General features: G+C 63.6%; 14 protein-coding genes. 10 read left to right on the top strand and 4 right to left on the bottom strand.

Annotated features, from left to right (window positions below; all coding sequences use genetic code 11):
• Nucleotides 1–8: 8 nt before the first annotated feature.
• The 4 genes from hrpB (at nucleotide 9) to I41_RS22350 (ending at nucleotide 5,504) form a co-directional block, all read left to right on the top strand.
• Nucleotides 9–2,558 carry an ATP-dependent helicase HrpB gene (gene hrpB / locus I41_RS22365; RefSeq protein WP_145435135.1) on the top strand — a complete coding sequence of 850 codons (2,550 nt, stop codon included), beginning with the start codon at nucleotides 9–11 and terminating at the stop codon, nucleotides 2,556–2,558.
• 384 nt (nucleotides 2,559–2,942) lie between these two features.
• Entirely contained in the window at nucleotides 2,943–3,860 is a 918-nt protein-coding gene (locus tag I41_RS22360) for an SDR family oxidoreductase (RefSeq protein ID WP_145435133.1), read from the top strand.
• A 117-nt stretch (nucleotides 3,861–3,977) separates the two neighbouring features.
• Nucleotides 3,978–5,048 (top strand): lipoprotein N-acyltransferase Lnb domain-containing protein, encoded by a 1,071-nt coding sequence (locus I41_RS22355; protein WP_145435131.1) that lies wholly within the window; start codon nucleotides 3,978–3,980, stop codon nucleotides 5,046–5,048.
• Between the two features lie 42 nt (nucleotides 5,049–5,090).
• Nucleotides 5,091–5,504, top strand: coding sequence for a DUF2892 domain-containing protein (locus I41_RS22350; protein ID WP_145435129.1), 414 nt, complete (start codon nucleotides 5,091–5,093; stop codon nucleotides 5,502–5,504).
• A 117-nt stretch (nucleotides 5,505–5,621) separates the two neighbouring features.
• Here I41_RS22350 and I41_RS22345 read toward each other — a convergent pair whose 3' ends face one another.
• On the bottom strand, nucleotides 5,622–6,209 hold the full coding sequence (locus I41_RS22345) for an HdeD family acid-resistance protein (protein WP_145435127.1): 588 nt from the start codon (nucleotides 6,207–6,209) through the stop codon (nucleotides 5,622–5,624).
• 316 nt (nucleotides 6,210–6,525) lie between these two features.
• On the opposite strand from I41_RS22345, the gene I41_RS22340 reads away from it, so the two are divergent.
• Nucleotides 6,526–7,122: a histidine phosphatase family protein gene (locus I41_RS22340; RefSeq protein WP_145435124.1), complete on the top strand. Its 597-nt coding sequence runs from the start codon at nucleotides 6,526–6,528 to the stop codon at nucleotides 7,120–7,122.
• A 45-nt stretch (nucleotides 7,123–7,167) separates the two neighbouring features.
• Here I41_RS22340 and I41_RS22335 read toward each other — a convergent pair whose 3' ends face one another.
• The gene (locus tag I41_RS22335; RefSeq protein WP_145435122.1) at nucleotides 7,168–7,710 is read right to left on the bottom strand and encodes a hypothetical protein; all 543 of its coding nucleotides are present in this window, start codon (nucleotides 7,708–7,710) and stop codon (nucleotides 7,168–7,170) included.
• Nucleotides 7,711–8,214: 504 nt separating this feature from the next.
• Between I41_RS22335 and clcA the strand changes: the two genes are divergently transcribed.
• Nucleotides 8,215–9,537: a H(+)/Cl(-) exchange transporter ClcA gene (gene clcA / locus I41_RS22330; protein WP_210421037.1), complete on the top strand. Its 1,323-nt coding sequence runs from the start codon at nucleotides 8,215–8,217 to the stop codon at nucleotides 9,535–9,537.
• Here clcA and I41_RS22325 read toward each other — a convergent pair.
• Entirely contained in the window at nucleotides 9,498–11,981 is a 2,484-nt protein-coding gene (locus I41_RS22325; RefSeq protein ID WP_145435120.1) for a PA14 domain-containing protein, read from the bottom strand. The two genes, clcA and I41_RS22325, sit on opposite strands and share 40 nt — an antisense overlap.
• 83 nt (nucleotides 11,982–12,064) lie before the next feature.
• Entirely contained in the window at nucleotides 12,065–13,228 is a 1,164-nt protein-coding gene (locus I41_RS22320) for a LamG-like jellyroll fold domain-containing protein (protein ID WP_145435118.1), read from the bottom strand.
• 478 nt (nucleotides 13,229–13,706) lie between these two features.
• Between I41_RS22320 and I41_RS22315 the strand changes: the two genes are divergently transcribed.
• The 4 genes from I41_RS22315 to I41_RS22305 all read left to right on the top strand — a co-directional run bounded on the left by I41_RS22315 (nucleotide 13,707) and on the right by I41_RS22305 (nucleotide 16,589).
• On the top strand, nucleotides 13,707–14,999 hold the full coding sequence (locus I41_RS22315) for a hypothetical protein (protein WP_210421036.1): 1,293 nt from the start codon (nucleotides 13,707–13,709) through the stop codon (nucleotides 14,997–14,999).
• Between the two features lie 138 nt (nucleotides 15,000–15,137).
• Nucleotides 15,138–15,335 carry a hypothetical protein gene (locus I41_RS22310; RefSeq protein ID WP_145435116.1) on the top strand — a complete coding sequence of 66 codons (198 nt, stop codon included), beginning with the start codon at nucleotides 15,138–15,140 and terminating at the stop codon, nucleotides 15,333–15,335.
• A 419-nt stretch (nucleotides 15,336–15,754) separates the two neighbouring features.
• Entirely contained in the window at nucleotides 15,755–15,916 is a 162-nt protein-coding gene (locus I41_RS27505; RefSeq protein WP_168207088.1) for a hypothetical protein, read from the top strand.
• Complete coding sequence (locus tag I41_RS22305) at nucleotides 15,903–16,589, top strand: hypothetical protein (RefSeq protein ID WP_145435114.1); 687 nt, start codon at nucleotides 15,903–15,905, stop codon at nucleotides 16,587–16,589. Before I41_RS27505 ends, I41_RS22305 begins: the two co-directional genes overlap by 14 nt.
• Nucleotides 16,590–16,618 lie beyond the last annotated feature (29 nt).

The raw sequence follows: 16,618 nt of genomic DNA, 5'->3' as shown, positions 1-16,618 counted from the left end.
GGTTACTCATGAGCGACGAGCTCCCTGCCGATCTTCTCGCCGCCCTGCCGGTCGCCGGCGTCTTGCCGCAGATTGTCGTCGCGTCGCGCGCCGGCGGAGTCGTCGTGACGGCGCCTCCCGGTTCGGGCAAGACCATGCTTGTCCCGGCAGCGGTGCTCGATGACCTGCCGGCGGGCCAGAAACTCGCCCTGATTCAACCCAGGCGACTGGCGGCGCGAGCCGTGGCCCGGCAAATTGCGCGGCTACGCGGAGCTCGACTTGGCGGCGAGGTCGGTTATCTCGTGCGCTTCGATTCCTGCGTCAGTCGCGAGACGCGGCTGATCGTCGAAACGACCGGCATCATGCTGCGGCGGTTGCTGGATGACATTTCGCTTGAAGGGATCGGCGCCGTGGTGCTCGACGAGTTCCACGAGCGAACCATCGAGATGGACCTGGTGCTCGGGCTGCTGTTGCGCGTGCGCCAGACGTTGCGACCCGATTTGCGAATCGTGGTCATGAGCGCTACGCTGGCCGCGGGTCCGGTGGCGAAGCTGCTCGGCGACTGTCCGGTGATTCACGCCGAGGGACGGCGATTCCCGGTCAGCGTTCGCTACCAACGTCGCGGCGAGCAACGCGAGTTGCCCGACCTCGTGGCGGCAACCGTGACCGAAGCGTTGGCCGAGACCGACGGGCACGTGCTGGTTTTCTTGCCGGGCGTCGGCGAGATCATGCGCTGCGAAGCGGCGCTGGCGTTGGCTGAGCGGCAGGGGCACGCGTTGCTGAAGCTCTTCGGCGATCTGCCCCCCGAGGAGCAAGATCGGGCGCTGCTCGAAACGGGGCAGCGCAAGGTTATCCTCTCGACGAACGTGGCGGAGACGTCGCTGACGATTCCGGGCGTGACGGCGGTGATCGATTCGGGGCAGGCCCGGCAACTGCGCGTCGCGCCAGGAACGGGTCTGCCGCGGCTGGAACTTGTACCCATTTCACAGGCCTCCGCCGAACAGCGTGCCGGTCGCGCCGGACGGACGGCGCCGGGAGTCTGCTGGCGGCTCTGGGAAGAAGCCATGCATCGTCATCGCCCGGCGGCCGAGGCGCCCGAAGCGCTGCGCAGCGATTTGGCGGAACCGCTGCTGCAACTGCTGGTGCTGGGCGAGGCGGACGATTTTCCGTGGCTCGACGCGCCGCCGGCCGAAGCCATTGAGAATGCTCGCCGGCTGCTCTTGTTACTCGGTGCGATCGATGAAGGTCAGCGAGTGACTCGGCTGGGGAAAGAACTTTCGCGGCTGCCTGCGCATCCGCGATTGGGGCGCCTGCTGCTGGCCGGCGCTCAGTATGGAGTCTTGCGCGAGAGTTCGATTGCGGCCGCGTTGCTGTCGGAACGCGATCCCTTTCGCGTCGCGGATCAAGGACGTCGCGGTCCGCGCGATCACCATGCCGTCCGCTCCAGATCGGACGTCGTCGACCGCGTGGCGGCGCTGCAGGCTTATCACGGCGGCATGCGGATGGCTGATCCTGAACTGGAGCTCCACCCTGGCGGAGCGCGAAACGTCCTGCGATCCGCCGAGCAGCTCTATCGCTTGGTCGAGACGCCGCTGGCGCCGCGCAGCGAGACGCCGGAGCTGAGTTTGATGCAGGCGCTGCTGGAGGCGTTTCCCGATCGGCTGGCGAAACTCCGCGGCGGAACGCAAGATCGAGCGACGATGGTCGGCGGACGCGGCGTGCGACTCGACGGCGGCTCGCGCGTGCGGGGCGAGACGCTGCTGCTGGCGATCGATCTGAACGACGCCGGCGGCGAGGCGCGGGCCAGATTGGCCTCGGCGGTGGAACGGGCATGGTTGCCGACCCAGTTGCTCACGACAAGAGACGAACTGTTTTACAATCCGACGCGCAAACAGGTTGAGGCGCGATCGCGAACGTATTTCGCCGATTTGCTGCTCGAAGAAACTCCCGTGGCGATCAGCGACCCTGCGGCGGCCGCTGAGATCCTGGCGCGTGAAGCGCTGCCGCAGTTACCGCGGTATCTGCCCGCCGCCGAATCAGCGGCGGGAAGTTTGATCGCGCGCGTCCGCTGGCTGGCGACGTCGCTCCCCGATTTGGGATTGTCGTCGCTGGACGATGGGGAACTTGGAGCGCTGCTGCCAGACGTGTGCATCGGGCTTCGTTCGCTCGACGAGATTGGCTCCGCTGACTGGATGTCGCACGTGCAACAGCGCGTCGGTTACGAACGACTGGTCGAGATCGAGCGACTGGCTCCGCGCGAGTACGAGCTTTCCAACGGCAATCGGCATCCCCTCTCGTACGAACCTGGGCGACCGCCGGTGCTGGCGGTGCGAATCCAAGAGCTGTTCGGCGTACGCGAGACGCCGCGCATCGGCGGCGGCCGAGTGGCAGTGCTGCTGCACCTGCTTGGGCCGAATCGGCGACCGCAACAGGTAACGGCCGACCTCGCGAGTTTCTGGGCGAACACGTATCCCGAGGTGAAGAAGGAACTGCGGCGACGCTATCCTAAACATGCCTGGCCCGATGATCCACTGGCGACGCAAGCGACGCGATCGGGATTGAAGCGGGATATGAAGTGAGCAGCGTCTGCGTTCAAGCCACTGGATTCCTCCGCCGCACGACGCCGTGAGGCGAGACTCATTCGCCGCGGAAGCAAATCGGCGGCTGAACGACGAACGGCCATGGCTGGTTCCGATGCGACCGCGGCGAGGGCCGCAGCGCCTCGCTCGACGCTTCACGACTGCTGTGATGGTGCCACCGAATGCGCGGCCAGCCGGTCATGGCTATGGCAGCCACGACGGCACGCGAGATGCAATGCGTCTCGCTCACGTTTCGGCGCGTAAGCAAGCCGCCGAATTCAACGAATGCAAGCTCCACCGCGTAGGACGGCAAACGCCCGGGTCACTGGCGTTTGAGTAATCCGCTCCAAGACGCCGCGAAGAAAAGAAAAAGGAAACGATGCGATGAGCCAAACCAAAGCGAAGCAGACGGAAAAAGCCCGCGACGAAGACCAAACCGGCGCGAAACCGAAGTCGCCGTTACCGGCACAGACTCAACCGAAGCCCGGCCTCGACTCGGCGATGACGCCCGAGCCCCAGTATCTGGCGCCGAAATACAAGGGAGCCGACAAGCTTGCGGGCAAGGTCGCACTGATCACCGGCGGAGACTCGGGGATTGGCCGTTCGGTGGCCGTGCTCTTCGCTCGCGAGGGCGCCAACGTGGCGATCGTTTATCTGCCGGAGGAAAAAGCGGATGCGGAAGTGGTGAAGCAGGCCGTCGAGGAGGAAGGTCGGGATGCACTACTGCTCCCAGGCGACGTCTCTGATCCGAAGTTCTGTCGCGACGCCGTCGAACAGACCGTGAAGAAATTCGGACAGCTCGACATTCTGGTGAACAACGCGGCCTACCAGGAAACGCGCGAGCAGTTTGAAGATTTGACTGAAGAGGACTGGGATCGCACGTTCAAGGTGAATATTTACGGCTATTTCCGCATGGCCAAGGCTGCTTTGAAACACCTTAAGCCGGGCAGCGCGATCATCAATTGCGGTTCGATCACGGGGCTCGAAGGCAACAAAACGCTGATCGACTACGCGACCACCAAGGGAGCGATCCACGCCTTCACCAAATCTCTAGCGATGAACTTGGCCGATCGCAAAATTCGCGTGAACTGCGTGGCGCCGGGGCCGATCTGGACGCCGCTGCAGCCGGTATCGAAGCCGGCAGAGGACGTCGCCGAGCATGGCGCCAAGACGCCGATGAAACGACCCGGGCAGCCGGAGGAGGTGGCGCCTGCGTTTGTTTTCTTCGCCTCGGAAGTGGATTCGAGCTACATCAGCGGCGAGATTATGACGGTGCTGGGCGGGGAAACTCGCGCGGCATAGTGCGTCGCAACGCCAGCTGAACGTCTGAGCAATCGCATGGGATCCTGCTTCGCTTAGTGCTACGATGGACTTCGCGGCGGCAGACGCCGCCGCGAAGTCCATCTGGCGGGCAGGTTCATGGCATTGTTACGTCGCGTTTTCGCATGGTCCGGCCGCTACTGCCGCGCCTTTGGATGGTGGTTCGTCGGCATCTGGTCGGCGCTGGCGATTTATTTCACCGGACCGGGACCAAAGTGGCTGACCGGGGCCGTGGCGATTGCCGTGCTCGCACTCTTTTGGCGCGGCCGACGCGAACCGTTGCGACTTTGGCGTTGGTTCAGCACGGCCTGGAGCGACAAACGGTGGACGACGATCGCTCTCGCCTCCGCCGCGGCGATCGCCATTTATTACTTCGGCTTCGTGACGCCGGATCCCAAAGTCGAGTGGTCGCCGGAGCAAGCTCGGCATCCGATCGTCGAAATCGACGGTGATCTGGTCCATGTGCAGAACGTGCGCAACTTCACTTGGCGGTCGCGCACCGACTTTACGCCGGGGTTCTATGACCGGACGTACGATCTCTCGAAACTCAACTCGATGTACTACGTCATCGCGCCCATGCCGGGTCTGGACGCGGTGGCTCACGTGTTCGTCTGCTTTGGCTTTTCGGACGGGCAGACGGTGGCCGTGTCGGTCGAAGGCCGGCGGCGATTGGGGCAGCCCTACCAGCTGATCCCGTCGATGTTCCGGCAACTGCAGCTGATGTACGTCGTCGGCGACGAGCGCGACGTTGTCGGGCTGCGCGGCGCCATCTGGAAAGTTCCGGTCTTTTTCTATCCCGCGCGAACAACGCCGGAGCGCATGCGGGCGATCTTCCGGTCGATGATGGAGGGCGCGCATCAGTTAGAAGAAAAGCCGGAATTCTACAATCTCATCTGGAACAACTGCATGACGCGGATCTTGATGCATTTGCGGCGACTGGGCGGCCATTCGCTGCCACACGATTTGCAGGTATTGCTCACCGGCCTGTCTGACCGCATCGCGTTCAACCTCGGATACATCGACACCGACCTCACGTTTGAACAAGCACGGCGGGCTTTTCGCGTTGACCCGTGGATGCAGTCGACCCCGCTCGATGAAACGTTTGGACAGCGGTTGCGGGAGACCATCCGGAAGCAGGAGGCGGAGGAAATGGCACGCGGCTTGCACTGACGTCAGCGATTCCGCCTGAACGACATTGCCGGGAGCGAAGCCATGATTCCGTCCACGATCGAGAGAGTGCCGCGGCAAACCGCGGCGCATGTCAACGAACAAATCCGCCGAGCGACCGACGTCAGCATTGCCCGCGCCCTGCATGCCGGACCGACTGCCATCAGGCAACGACTTGGTGAGCTCGATCGCGAGTGGGACATTGAGCGGCTGCTCGAAACCAATGCGTCGACGGCGATCCTGGTAGGTTCGGCGCTAGGGGCTTTCGTCGACAGACGCTTCTTCGCGGTCCCCGCCGTGATTGCCGCCTTCCTGTTGCAACACGCGATTCAAGGTTGGTGCCCGCCGCTGCCGGTGATGCGTCGGCTAGGCGTGCGAACGGCGGACGAGATCAATCGCGAACGCGCGGCGCTGAAGCGGGCGCTCGATGAGGATCGGGTAACCCGGCGAGCCATCTAGGGATCGTCGACGACCTCGCGCGACTCGATAAAGCAAAAAAAGCCAGCCGTGCATGTCGCACGGCTGGCTTTTTGTATCGCGGGTGGGTTGTATGCTATCCGCCAGCGTTATCTTCGCTTACTTCACTTCGCGCGGCCGAAGGGTGAGTGACAACATCACCCAAGCCCAGCCGTTAAAGATCATCTCAATGCCGATGAACAGGCCGATGACCCACAGGCCCGAGGCAGGCCATTGCTTGTAGATCAACATGCCTAACAGCAGAGTGACGGCGCCGTTGAGCAACACCCAACCCCAGCCGGTGAACTGCTCGCTCAGGGCGAAGACGATGCGGAGGATACCGCTGAAGACCAAGAAGAACGCCAACAGGAGCGTCAGTTGCACAGCGCTTTGCAGCGGCGTGTCGATGATCATGACGCCGACCACCGTGTAGAGGATGCCGATCAACAAGTGGATCAGCGTGCCGCTCCACTTGCCGGCCCAAAAGGCGCTGATGATTTCGGCGATGCCGCCGGCGAGCATCAGGAAGCCGAAGGCGACGACCGCCACTTCGGTAGTGAGGATCGAGCAACCGAGCGAGATCGTGCCGAGGACGACCAAGCCAATGCCGAGGGCGAGGAACCACTTCCAATGATTGCGAAGCGTTTCCACTTCCGCGGCAATGACGGTGCGAAACGGGCCGGGGACGGGGGTGGTGGGGCTGTCCATGTTCCTACTCGCAGTGTGAGGTGACGAAATGTGGTGCGCGTGCCGCCGGCACGCGGGTGTTGTTGAGTTCTAGAAGTCGGTGGAACCGTAGCGTCCGGTTCAACCCGAAAGGCTAGGTTACGAATGAGCATGCGTCAAAAGCACGCGAAAATCCGCCGGATCTCCGCCGTCTCGTGACCGGTGGCAGGGCGGTCGCTGGGCTGGGGCGGCCGAAACTCGGCCCTTGCCTCTCTCGGCGAGGGAGAGATAACAGGGGGAACCTACACTCTTGCAGGCCACGCCGTCGACGGATAGCGCAGATTTACAGGAGAGGAACATGAGCTCGAAGCTGCCGATCGTGTACCTGGCCCGGCACGGCCAAACTGAGTGGAGCCGCTCGGGACAGCACACGGGACTCACTGATTTGCCGTTGCTCCCGGAGGGAGAGTACGATGCCGAACGGCTGGGCGCGCGGCTGCGCAAGATTGAGTTCGCCGCGGTCTGGACCAGCCCATTGATTCGTGCGGCGCGGACGTGCGAATTGGCTGGCTTCGGCGGCGTTGCCGAGGTCGACCCTGATCTCGTCGAATGGAATTACGGCGAGTACGAGGGACTGACCAATGCGCAGATCCAGGAACTACGACCGGGCTGGCGAGTCTTCGAACATGGTTGCCCTGGCGGAGAGTCGCCCGAACAAGTTGCCGCCCGCGCCGATCGCGTCCTCGCGCGAGCGCGAGCCGCGGGAGGCAATGTCCTGATATTCTCCAGCGGGCACTTTACGCGGATGCTCGGGGCCCGCTGGCTGCTGTTGCCCCCGGCCGGTGGAGAACTGTTTACGCTGGCGACGGCAAGCCTGAGCGCGTTGGGCTATGAGCACAACTTGAATGAGCCAGTCATTCAGCTGTGGAACGACGTCTCGCACTACGAGACATAAGGCCCAGCCCCGGCGCGAAGCCGGGACTGGGTACGAGCAACGCCGCTACTTCGCGGTGACGTTAACTTCATACGTCTGGTCGACGGGATCGCCGCCGCCGTTGGGGGTGTACTTGACGTTCAACGTGGCGGGGCCCTCGGCGAGCGATTTGAACAGGAACCACGTGTACCCGCCTCCCATCATCGGCTGACCTTCATTGTTGGTGCGTATGCCGCGCACCTTTCCAAAGGACTGCAAGGCCCCGTTCGGGGTGACCATCGGCTCATCGACTTCGGTCGGATGGCTTTGCGTGTCGGGAACTTCGACGATGACCAAACCGCCCGCATTGACCTCGTGCGGTTTCGACGCTGCCGAGCCTTGCTCCGCTCGCTTCTCCGTCCGCTGCAGAATAATGACGCGTCCATCGACGATCGGGACGGCGGAACTGGCATTCTCTTCAATTAGGCCTTCGGCGACGCCTGCGGCAGCGCCGACGGCCTTGCGGAGCCGTTCGCGCCGATTGTTGGTGTCTTGAGCCGTGGCGAATCCGGTGGCGATGATCGTGACAGCTAGTAGCGACAGGGCGAGGCGCAATTTTCGGTAGTGCATGGGATTGTTCTCCGGAGAAAGAAAGCAGGTTTGACGGCAAGTATAGCTCGCAGGCAATTCGGCAATCTTGCCGTCGTCAATTGACGCGGGTTAAGAAAACGCGTCGAAAACATCGCCGAGGAGGCCCAACCTCCATGCCGGGCCGCCTCGACGGGAGCCGTCATGGGGGGCCGTTGTTTGAAGTAGTTGACTAGCACGAATTACCCCGGCGCTCGGCCCACTCCTCAAGTTCGCGCGCGGTGGCCTGGTATTCAGGGTGTTGGTTAAGCGACCGCATGGACTGCGATAGTGTTCGAACGAGCTCACGGCGAGCACGGCGATTCGCGGCCCAAAGCCGCCTGGCGCGTTGAAATACGTCGGCAAGTCTCATCGCACGGCTTCCGTGACGCCGGAGGCTGCAATGGGCGTGCCGCGCGCCCGCGCACGAGCGCCGGTGGGCTGAACTCGGGTAACTGGCGCGGGGACGATTTGCTATTCTCTGGATCACCTGACGAGGAAACCGCGTTGCCGCCGCCGCTGAAAACTAATGTTGCCCCCCATGAAGGCGCCGCGCCAACCGACCGATTGGCGTCGCTGGCGGCGCTATCGTTGGTGGTTGGCGGCGCCTCTGGACTGTTGGGAGCCCTCTTCCGGCGGGCGCTGGAGGCGGCTGACGGCCAGCGCGATTTGATTGCCGCCTGGGCGCAGGAGCATGGAATCAGCGGGCTGATCGCCTTGGTCGTGCTGGGCGCCGCCGCGACGGCTCTCGCGGCGTGGCTGGTACGGCGGTTCTCACCCGAGGCTTCTGGAAGCGGCATCCCTCACGTCGAAGCGGTGCTGAACAGGCGCGTGCCGCAGGCGCCGCTGCGATTGATTCCGGTGAAGTTTGTCGGCGGTTGGTTGGCGATCGGCGCGGGGCTCGCGCTCGGCCGCGAAGGGCCGACAGTACAGATGGGGGCGAGCGTTGCTCACTTCATTGGTCGATTGAGTAAGCGGAACGCGGACGACTGCCTGACGCTGCTCGCCGCCGGCGCGGGCGCCGGACTGGCGACGGCCTTCAATGCGCCAATTGCCGGAGCCGTGTTCGTCATCGAAGAACTGTTGCGGCGTTTTGAAACTCGGTCCTCCATCGCGACCTTGGGCGCTTCCGCCAGCGCCATCGCCGTGAGCCGCGTTATTCTCGGACAAGGTCCCGATTTCGTCGTTGCTGAGTCACCCTATCCGGGGGCGGGGGCGCTGCCGTTCTATTTGGTCTTGGGGCTGATCACGGGGCTACTCGGCGTCGCCTATAACCGCGCGATCCTTGGAGCGTTGGCCGTCGGCGGGCGGGTCGTCAAGCGAGTTCCGATCGAGTTGCAGGCTGCCGCGATCGGCGCCGCCGTCGGCGCTCTTGCCTGGCGAGCGCCCGACTGGGTCGGCGGCGGCGAAGCTCTCACCGAGCAGACGCTCACCGAACTTGCGCCCGTTGCCACGGTGCTGGCGATGCTCGTGGTGCGCTTTGTCCTGGGACCAGTCTCCTATGCCGCGCGGACGCCTGGCGGACTTTTCGCGCCGATGCTCGCGGTGGGAACGCAGATAGGCGTGATCTACGGAGCGGTCGTCGGCGGTTGGTTTCCGACGATCGAGTCGAGTCCAGCCGCGGCGGGAGTCGTCGGCATGGCGGCGTTCTTTACGGCGGTCGTGCGGGCGCCGATGACCGGCATCGTGCTGGTGATCGAAATGACCGGCAGCTTCACGCTGTTGTTGCCGATGCTGTCGGCGTGCTTTGGCGCGATGCTCGTACCCACCTTGATGGGCGAGCCGCCCATTTACGATTCGCTGGCAGAGAGCAAGTCGGAGAAGAAGTAGTCCAGCGGATTCGAGGGGCAAGGGGCCACGCTCGGGCTGAACTCGTTCGTAGAGAATCGTTGGGCCGCCTGTCGCGTCAGGGAATGATGAACGTCGAATCCTGGAAACGGCGTCGTACGTTCAGCGGTGCGCGGCCGCTCGGGGGCAGCCGTCGCGTTCGGCGTAGCGGTGCGGGCGCGGGAGGGGATATCGCGCCGGAATGATTCGTTCGCCATGGCCAGGTCAACCAGCGCTGCGTTGAGCAGAATCGTCGGATGATTCGCGCCGGTAGTTTCCTCCGCCGCGATTGCTGGGGCGGCGTCGGCCGGATTGTTCTCGGTTGAGATCTCACCCGTGGCAGCTGGCGCGCTCGACGCCCGCAAGGGAACTAAGACGGGCGGCGTGGCCCCGAAGCGGCGCTGCCACACGAGGAAGTCATTCCCATCGACCAGACCGCTGACGTCGCCGTCAGCCGAAATGCCGGGCGTGATCGGCAATCCAAACAGCCCGGCGAACACGGTCAGGTCGGCGCTGTTAACCACTTCGCTGGCGTCGTAGTCGCCCAGGACGAAATCGCGATTGGGGTCGACGTACCCCGATGGGACGGCGACTGGCGTGGTCTTGGGAATTGGCGTACCGAAATTCGGCGTTCCGTCGGGATGGAACGTGAACTGCTGAATGAGAATGTCGCGGTCGTCTTGCCAGTTAAGGCGATCATGGTGAGCGTGGTAGACGATCCAATCTTCCGTACCGTCGGGCGACTTCACAAACGAAGCGTGTCCGACGCCGACGACGTCTCCCGCTTGTTGGAACACGGGCGTCGGAGCCTTCGTCCACGAGTTCGCATTCATGATCGAGCCGACGCCGTCGTAGGTCAGTCGACCCAGAGCGTACTGATCGGTCCAGTAGCCGCTGGCGGAATAAATGATGTGAAGCTGACCTTCGTGGATCAGTACTTGCGGTCCTTCGTTGATGGGCAGGCCATACTGTTCCCACGGCAGCGTCGGCATGCTGAGCAACGTCCGGTCGCCGCTGATCGTCCAGGGGTTCGTCATTTGAGCGATGTAAAGATTCTGCTGTCCGTCGCGCGTCCCCGGCCAGCCCGACCAGATGAAGTAGAGACCGCCTTGCCATTGGAGGACGGTGCCGTCGATCGCCCAGCGATCGGTGCTTGCGGCGAGTTGTCCCTTGTAGACGTACGGGCCGACTGGATTGGGATCGTCTCGCTCCAGCACGTGCATGCGGTGAGTCGCGTTCGTGCCGCTGGAGGCGGCGACGTAGATGTACCACTTGCCGTTGAGTTGATGGAGCTCCGGCGCCCAGATTTGACTAGAGTGATTTGTTCCCGTCGGCGCGGTCCAGACTTTGACGCTCGTGCTTGCGGGGTCGCTGGGGTGGATGTCTTCAAGGCGGTCGGCTTGATCGATCCAGACGCCGCCGCCCGCTGAGCGAACGTGAAGATAGGTCCCCTCCCATTGAATCACGAACGGGTCTTGGCCAGGGCCGAGCGGGTTCGTCGCGTAAAGCGGACTTTCCTGCGCGGCGCGAAGATTCGCGGCGGGGATCCCTGAGAACTCGCCGCCGGTTTGCCCGAAGCTTTGCCACGCAAGATCGACCTGGGCGTTTCCCGAAACGTCGGCGTACTCCAGCCGAATGTCGTACCACTTCCCGGCTTCGAGCTGCTTCACGCCGATATCTTCGGCGAGCGCGTGCGGGCTCCAGTGATCGATAATTAGCTCATTGCCAATCCACAGTCGAACCTGCTCGTCGCTGCGGATGCGAAACTGGTATGTCTCGCTCACGTCGGGCCGCAAGTATCCGGTCCAACGGACTTGGAAGTTGTCGGCGGCGACGCCGGAGATTGGCTGGCCGGTTCCCCAATTGAAATTGATCGTCGAGTCGGTGCGACGGCCGGCGTGACCGAAGGCGTCGCCATAGGCGCCTGCCAGCCCAGCTGGGCTCGCATAAAGTTGCGCCGCGGGGATGGTTTCCAGCGGTTGGCTGGCGCTTGACCATTGGAGCCGCAACTGCGCGGATCCGGTCGCGTCGAAGTATTCCAGTCGAATGTCGTACTGCTCACCGGCCTGGAGATCGATCGTGGCGGACTCAACGCGGGCGTTGCTCGCTGCCCAGTCGTCGATCAGCAATTTGCCGTCGACCCATAATCGGACGCCGTCATCGCTGACGGTGCGGATCGTATAGGTTTCCGTATACTTTGCTTCCACACCTCCGAACCAACGGACGCTGAAGGACTCGGCGTCCATCCCGGGCGCGGGCGACGCGAGGCCCCAGGCGAAGCTCGGCGCCTCCTCGCGTTCGGCGGCCAGCCCGGTAAAGTCGACGTTATGGAAGTACTGCGCGGTGAGGCCGTGGCCGGCGAGGACGCGGCGGGGTTCCAGGGACTCAAACTGAAGCGATCGCGTCGTCAGCGTTCTAACATTCCGCGCGCGAAGAGGTTGCAACATGGTTCCCTTACGATAGGCCGCCGCTTCGCGCCGGACAAACAGTTGACGGGAGCTAGCGGCTTACCGCAGACTCGACGCGAGGTTTAGCGCCGCCGTGAAACCATGCCGATCAGGCAGGCGGCCAAGGCGCCGAGGGCCAGCGTCGCTGGTTCGGGAACGGCGCCAGCGGCGACCGCGGCCGGCGGGCCGCCGAACTGCGATTTCCAGATGGCGAGGTCGGCGGCGTCGACGACGCCGTTGCCGTCAGCGTCGCCCGTTAGATTCGTTCCGGCAGGTCCGAAACCGCGCTGCCAGATCAGGAAGTCGGCGCCATCGACGATGTTGTCATTGTTGAAATCGCCGTCCTGACCCGCGGGCGAGGTAACGAACAGAAACTGGTTGGGAGTCAGCACGGCGTCGCTGATGCGAACTTCGTCGATCTTTGCATCGGCCCAGTCGGTCACGTTGTTGTCGAATGCGCCGCGGCCCACGGTGAACGACGTCGGGTCGAAGTAGATGACGTCGCCGCCAGGGCCCGCGAACGTGCCGCCGGTGATCGAATCTTTCAGGGCGTAGTCGCCCGTTTCGCCGGCGACCCAGAGCTGGGCGTCGGTCGAGCTGAGCGTCAAGGCGACGTGATTCCACTGGCCGGCCACGACGGTCTCGCGCGTGGCGAGGAAGTGAATGGCGCCGTTGCCGTCGATCCATTCGACGAAGAGCTGGTTCGGCGCCGCGTCGGGGAAGTCGTCGCCGCGGATGAGGAACTTGATCGGCGGCACGGGGCTATCGCCCAGCGGCTTGCCGTCTTTGCCGAAGATTGCCTGGTAGCCGCCGATCGAGTTCATGTTGAATGCCAGTTCAATCGTGATCGACTCGAAGAGGTAGGTCTGGATAGGCTCGCCGGCGGTGTAGTTGTCGTCGTTCAGCCCGCCGCCGTCATCCGTGAAGCCGGTGGGATTGGGGCCGAAGTCGAGCGACAAGTTGTTCGCGAGCCCGCTGCGGAGCGGCAAGGGCGAGACGGTCGACGTGTAGGTCGCTGCGGTGAATGGGGAGACGCCGGAAGCGAACGTCTGCATGTGGTTGCCGTTGCCCGAGGAGTCGAGGACCGTATCGGGTCCGCTGGCGACGATCTGACCGGCCGGACCTTCTTCGTGACGCCAATAGGCGACGTCGGCGGCGCTAGCGGCATGGGCAAAGGCTCCCGCGACGAGTAGGGCAAGGCAGCGAACGTGCGTCGGACGTCGTTGAACTAGCAGCTGCATGGACATCAAAAGCCTCCTCAAACGTGGTTGACGTTGGTGAAACGGCGACTAGTCGCCGGCTTGCCATGGCGAATTGCTTGGCGCTCCGGCGTTGCTAAACGGCGCGCCGCGTGCGCAAGGCGGGCCGTATGTCCTATGCGGCTGAAGGGCAGGGCGTCGAGCGATGAGGGCCGCCTCACGATTCGACGCGTAGCATCCCAAGCAGTTTGTCGCCGCCCAGGAGAAACCAATCCGTTAACATGACACAAATCAGTCCGGTTGCACAATGAGTTTCCTTGTCATTTGCTTGTCGTGCGGCGACATCATGTCGCAGCCGGGTTCCTAAGTACAATAAAGTGCGGGAATTGACCGGTATTCGAGAATTCGGGGGTAGGCGGTGTCGAATCAATGTGGAGTTACAGGGTGTTTGATCACTGCGGCATTCGCAGCATTTGGGCTGCCGGCATCGCCTGCCGCACGCGCAGTCGAACCATGCAGAATCGAGGTGGTCGATAAAGAGAACGGCTGGCCCGTTCCCCTCGTGGAGTTGCGGACGACGAGCGACATCGTGCTGGTGACCGACAACGCAGGCGTGATTGCCGTCGATCAACCCGATCTGCTGCAGCGCGAGATTTGGTTCGACGTCTCGGGTCATGGCTATGGCGTGAAGGCGGATGGCTTTGGCGCTCGCGGCATCAGGCTGACGCCGCGGTCAGGACAAACGGTGCGAATTGAAGTCGAGCGGAGCATCATTGCCAAGCGGCTAGGTCGGCTTACCGGCGGCGGCATCTTTGCGGAGAGCCAGCAGCTCGGCGAGCGCGACGACTGGCAGGAGTCAGGCGTCTTCGGGTGCGACTCGGTGCAGGTTGCCAATCATCGCGGGCGGCGCTTCTGGCTGTGGGGCGACACCGACTTGCCGTCGTATCGGTTCGGCGTGTTTCATAGCACGAGCGCGACGACCGAACCGCGGCCGATCACGAAGTTTGAACCGCCGCTGGCGCTTCACTACGACTATTTCCGCAACGAGCGGGGCGTACCCCGGGGCGTCGCCGAATTCCCTGGCAAGGGCCCGACTTGGATCACTGCCTACGTCAGCCTGCCCGATCGCGAAGGCAACTCGAAGCTCGTGGCGACTTACCTCAAGATCCGCCCGCCGCTGGAGGCGTACGAAGCGGGCCTCTGCGTCTGGAATGATGAGGCCGAGAAGTTCGAACTGCTTCGCAAGGCGTGGACGAAGACGACGACGGAACCGGAGCGGCCATTTATGCCAGACGGCCAGCCGGCGCTGTGGCGCGACGACGCCGGCAAGGAGTGGCTGCTGCTGGGCAACCCGCTGCCGAACTTCCGCTGCCCGGCCACGTTCGAGGCGTGGCAGGACGCCGCGACGTGGGAAAAACTCGCCCCACAGGAAACGTTGCCGACGGTCGACGGCGGCCAGGTAACGCCCCACTCCGGCTCGATCGCGTGGAACGAATTCCGCGGTCGCTGGGTGACCGTGTTCATGGAGTCGTTCGGCAAGCCCTCGGTCTTCGGTGAAATCTGGTATGCCGAGGCCGACGCCCCGACCGGTCCGTGGGGACCGGCCGTGAAGGTGCTGTCGCACGACAATTACACCTTCTACAACCCGCGGCTGCATGCGGAGCTGGCCGACGCCAAGTCGCCGGTGCTGTTATTCGAAGGAACGTACACGACCAGCTTTGCCGACCGGCCGCAGCCGACGCCGCGGTATGACTACAACCAAATGCTGTACCGGCTTGATTTGGACGACGCGCGGCTGGCGAAGGCGCGTGGCGAATGACCGGCGCGGCGAGGTGTGTTCACTGCCCGAGTCTGCCATGTTTGCCAAGTCTGCCATTTTCGGCGCGTCCTGTTAATGGGGGGTGTAGTTTCTCGGTTTCCTGCTTGGGCACGCATCGAACAAACAGGAGACCGAACGATGTTTCGCCAGCAGGTACGTAGCGGCCTGACCCATGTCGGGCTCGCCTTGCGCGATTCCGAGGAGTTTGCCGTTGCCTGGAACGAAGGGCGGGGCGCCTATCGGTCGCCCGTGTGGGGAGCGCTCCTGGCGACGGCGATCGCGGGGACGACGACCAACGGGATGACGACTGTCTTTCCGGTTCGCGACTACCGGTGAGCAGCACGCTGTTGGCGGCGCTCGTGACGGTGAGTTGGGGCGGGGTCGCCATGCTGGCGTCGATCCCGATCAACTGATTCTTCACGGCGACCGTGCCGCAAGCGGGGTTCGTGCTGTTGGTGAATCTCGTGGTGTTTGCCGGGTGGGCGTGGCGATGAGCGACGTCTTTCGGCGGGTGATGGAACGGCTCGAGCCGTTCCATGTGACGCCATTATCGTGGCTGCTGTTGGTGGGGGCGATTTGAGGGGAGTTGTTCTTCTGCTTTGGGTTGTTTGAGTTCGCATAGCGAACTGTAGCCCCTGGCTTTGCCAGGGGGTAGCGCGGCGTGGGGCGACGACTACCGCTGTGGCGAGCGACCCCCTGGCGGAGCCAGGGGCTGAAATACAAATACAACGCATCCAATTTTAAGGGCTTCTGTTATGCAAACTGCCGAACAACTGTTGGGCGTCCGCCGTCGGCTTCGTGACTCCACATTGCGAGCGCCGGCGGCGGGTTCGCCTGACCAGGGGGGCGAAGAGTCCTGCGCGGTCGAGGCGGAACTCCGCGCGATGCGGGAGGCGGCGAGCCATGTTACTCCTTGAGACGTCGATTTTTTATGTGGTGTTTGGGCTGGTGGTGGCCGTCGCGCATTACCTGCGCGGAGGCGCCCCGGTGGAACTGATGGCGGTGCTGTTTTTCTGGCCGTTTTATTTGCCGTTGTTGTTGGCTGCTAACAAGGGAGAAGGGGAGACGCTAAGCGGCAAGCCGCCGGGGGAGAGCGAAGAGTCTGGTGAGCGTGATGCGCTCGCGACGGCGATTGGGCAGGTGGAGGGGGAGCTAGATGCGGCGCTCGAGGGACTCGATGGGTGGGCCGGGGATGTGCTGAGTTGCGAGGCGCGGCGACTCGTGGAGTTGCGTTCGGCGTGGCGGCTGCAGGCGGAGCGGATTCGGCAGTTGGATCGGCTGCTGGCCGAGCCGGTGACGCGTGACGATCCGCTGGCTGCGGCGGCGGCCGACGTGGGGAAGGCGCGGCACAGCGAAGAGGTGCGGCGCGAGAATATGCGGCAGCTGGCGGCGCTACGGAAGCAGCTGCATGGGGATTTGATCGGGACGCTGGCGTGGGTGCGCGAGCTGGTGACGATGATTCATTTAGCGAAGTTCAGCGGAGCGCCGGCGGCGCGGGCGGAGGAACTGGTGGCGCAGATTGCGACGGCGATGCAGGGGTTGTCGGAGGTGAGCGTTTGGCGGGAGGAGGAACTGGTTGGGGTAGAGTGACGGTGCAGCCCCCGGCACGTTGCGTACCG

It is taken from the genome of Lacipirellula limnantheis (genome assembly GCF_007746075.1).
GTDB classification, from domain to species: domain Bacteria; phylum Planctomycetota; class Planctomycetia; order Pirellulales; family Lacipirellulaceae; genus Lacipirellula; species Lacipirellula limnantheis.
Note: the sequence above shows the minus strand (reverse complement) of the source record. Positions and strands in the feature narration are given on the sequence as shown.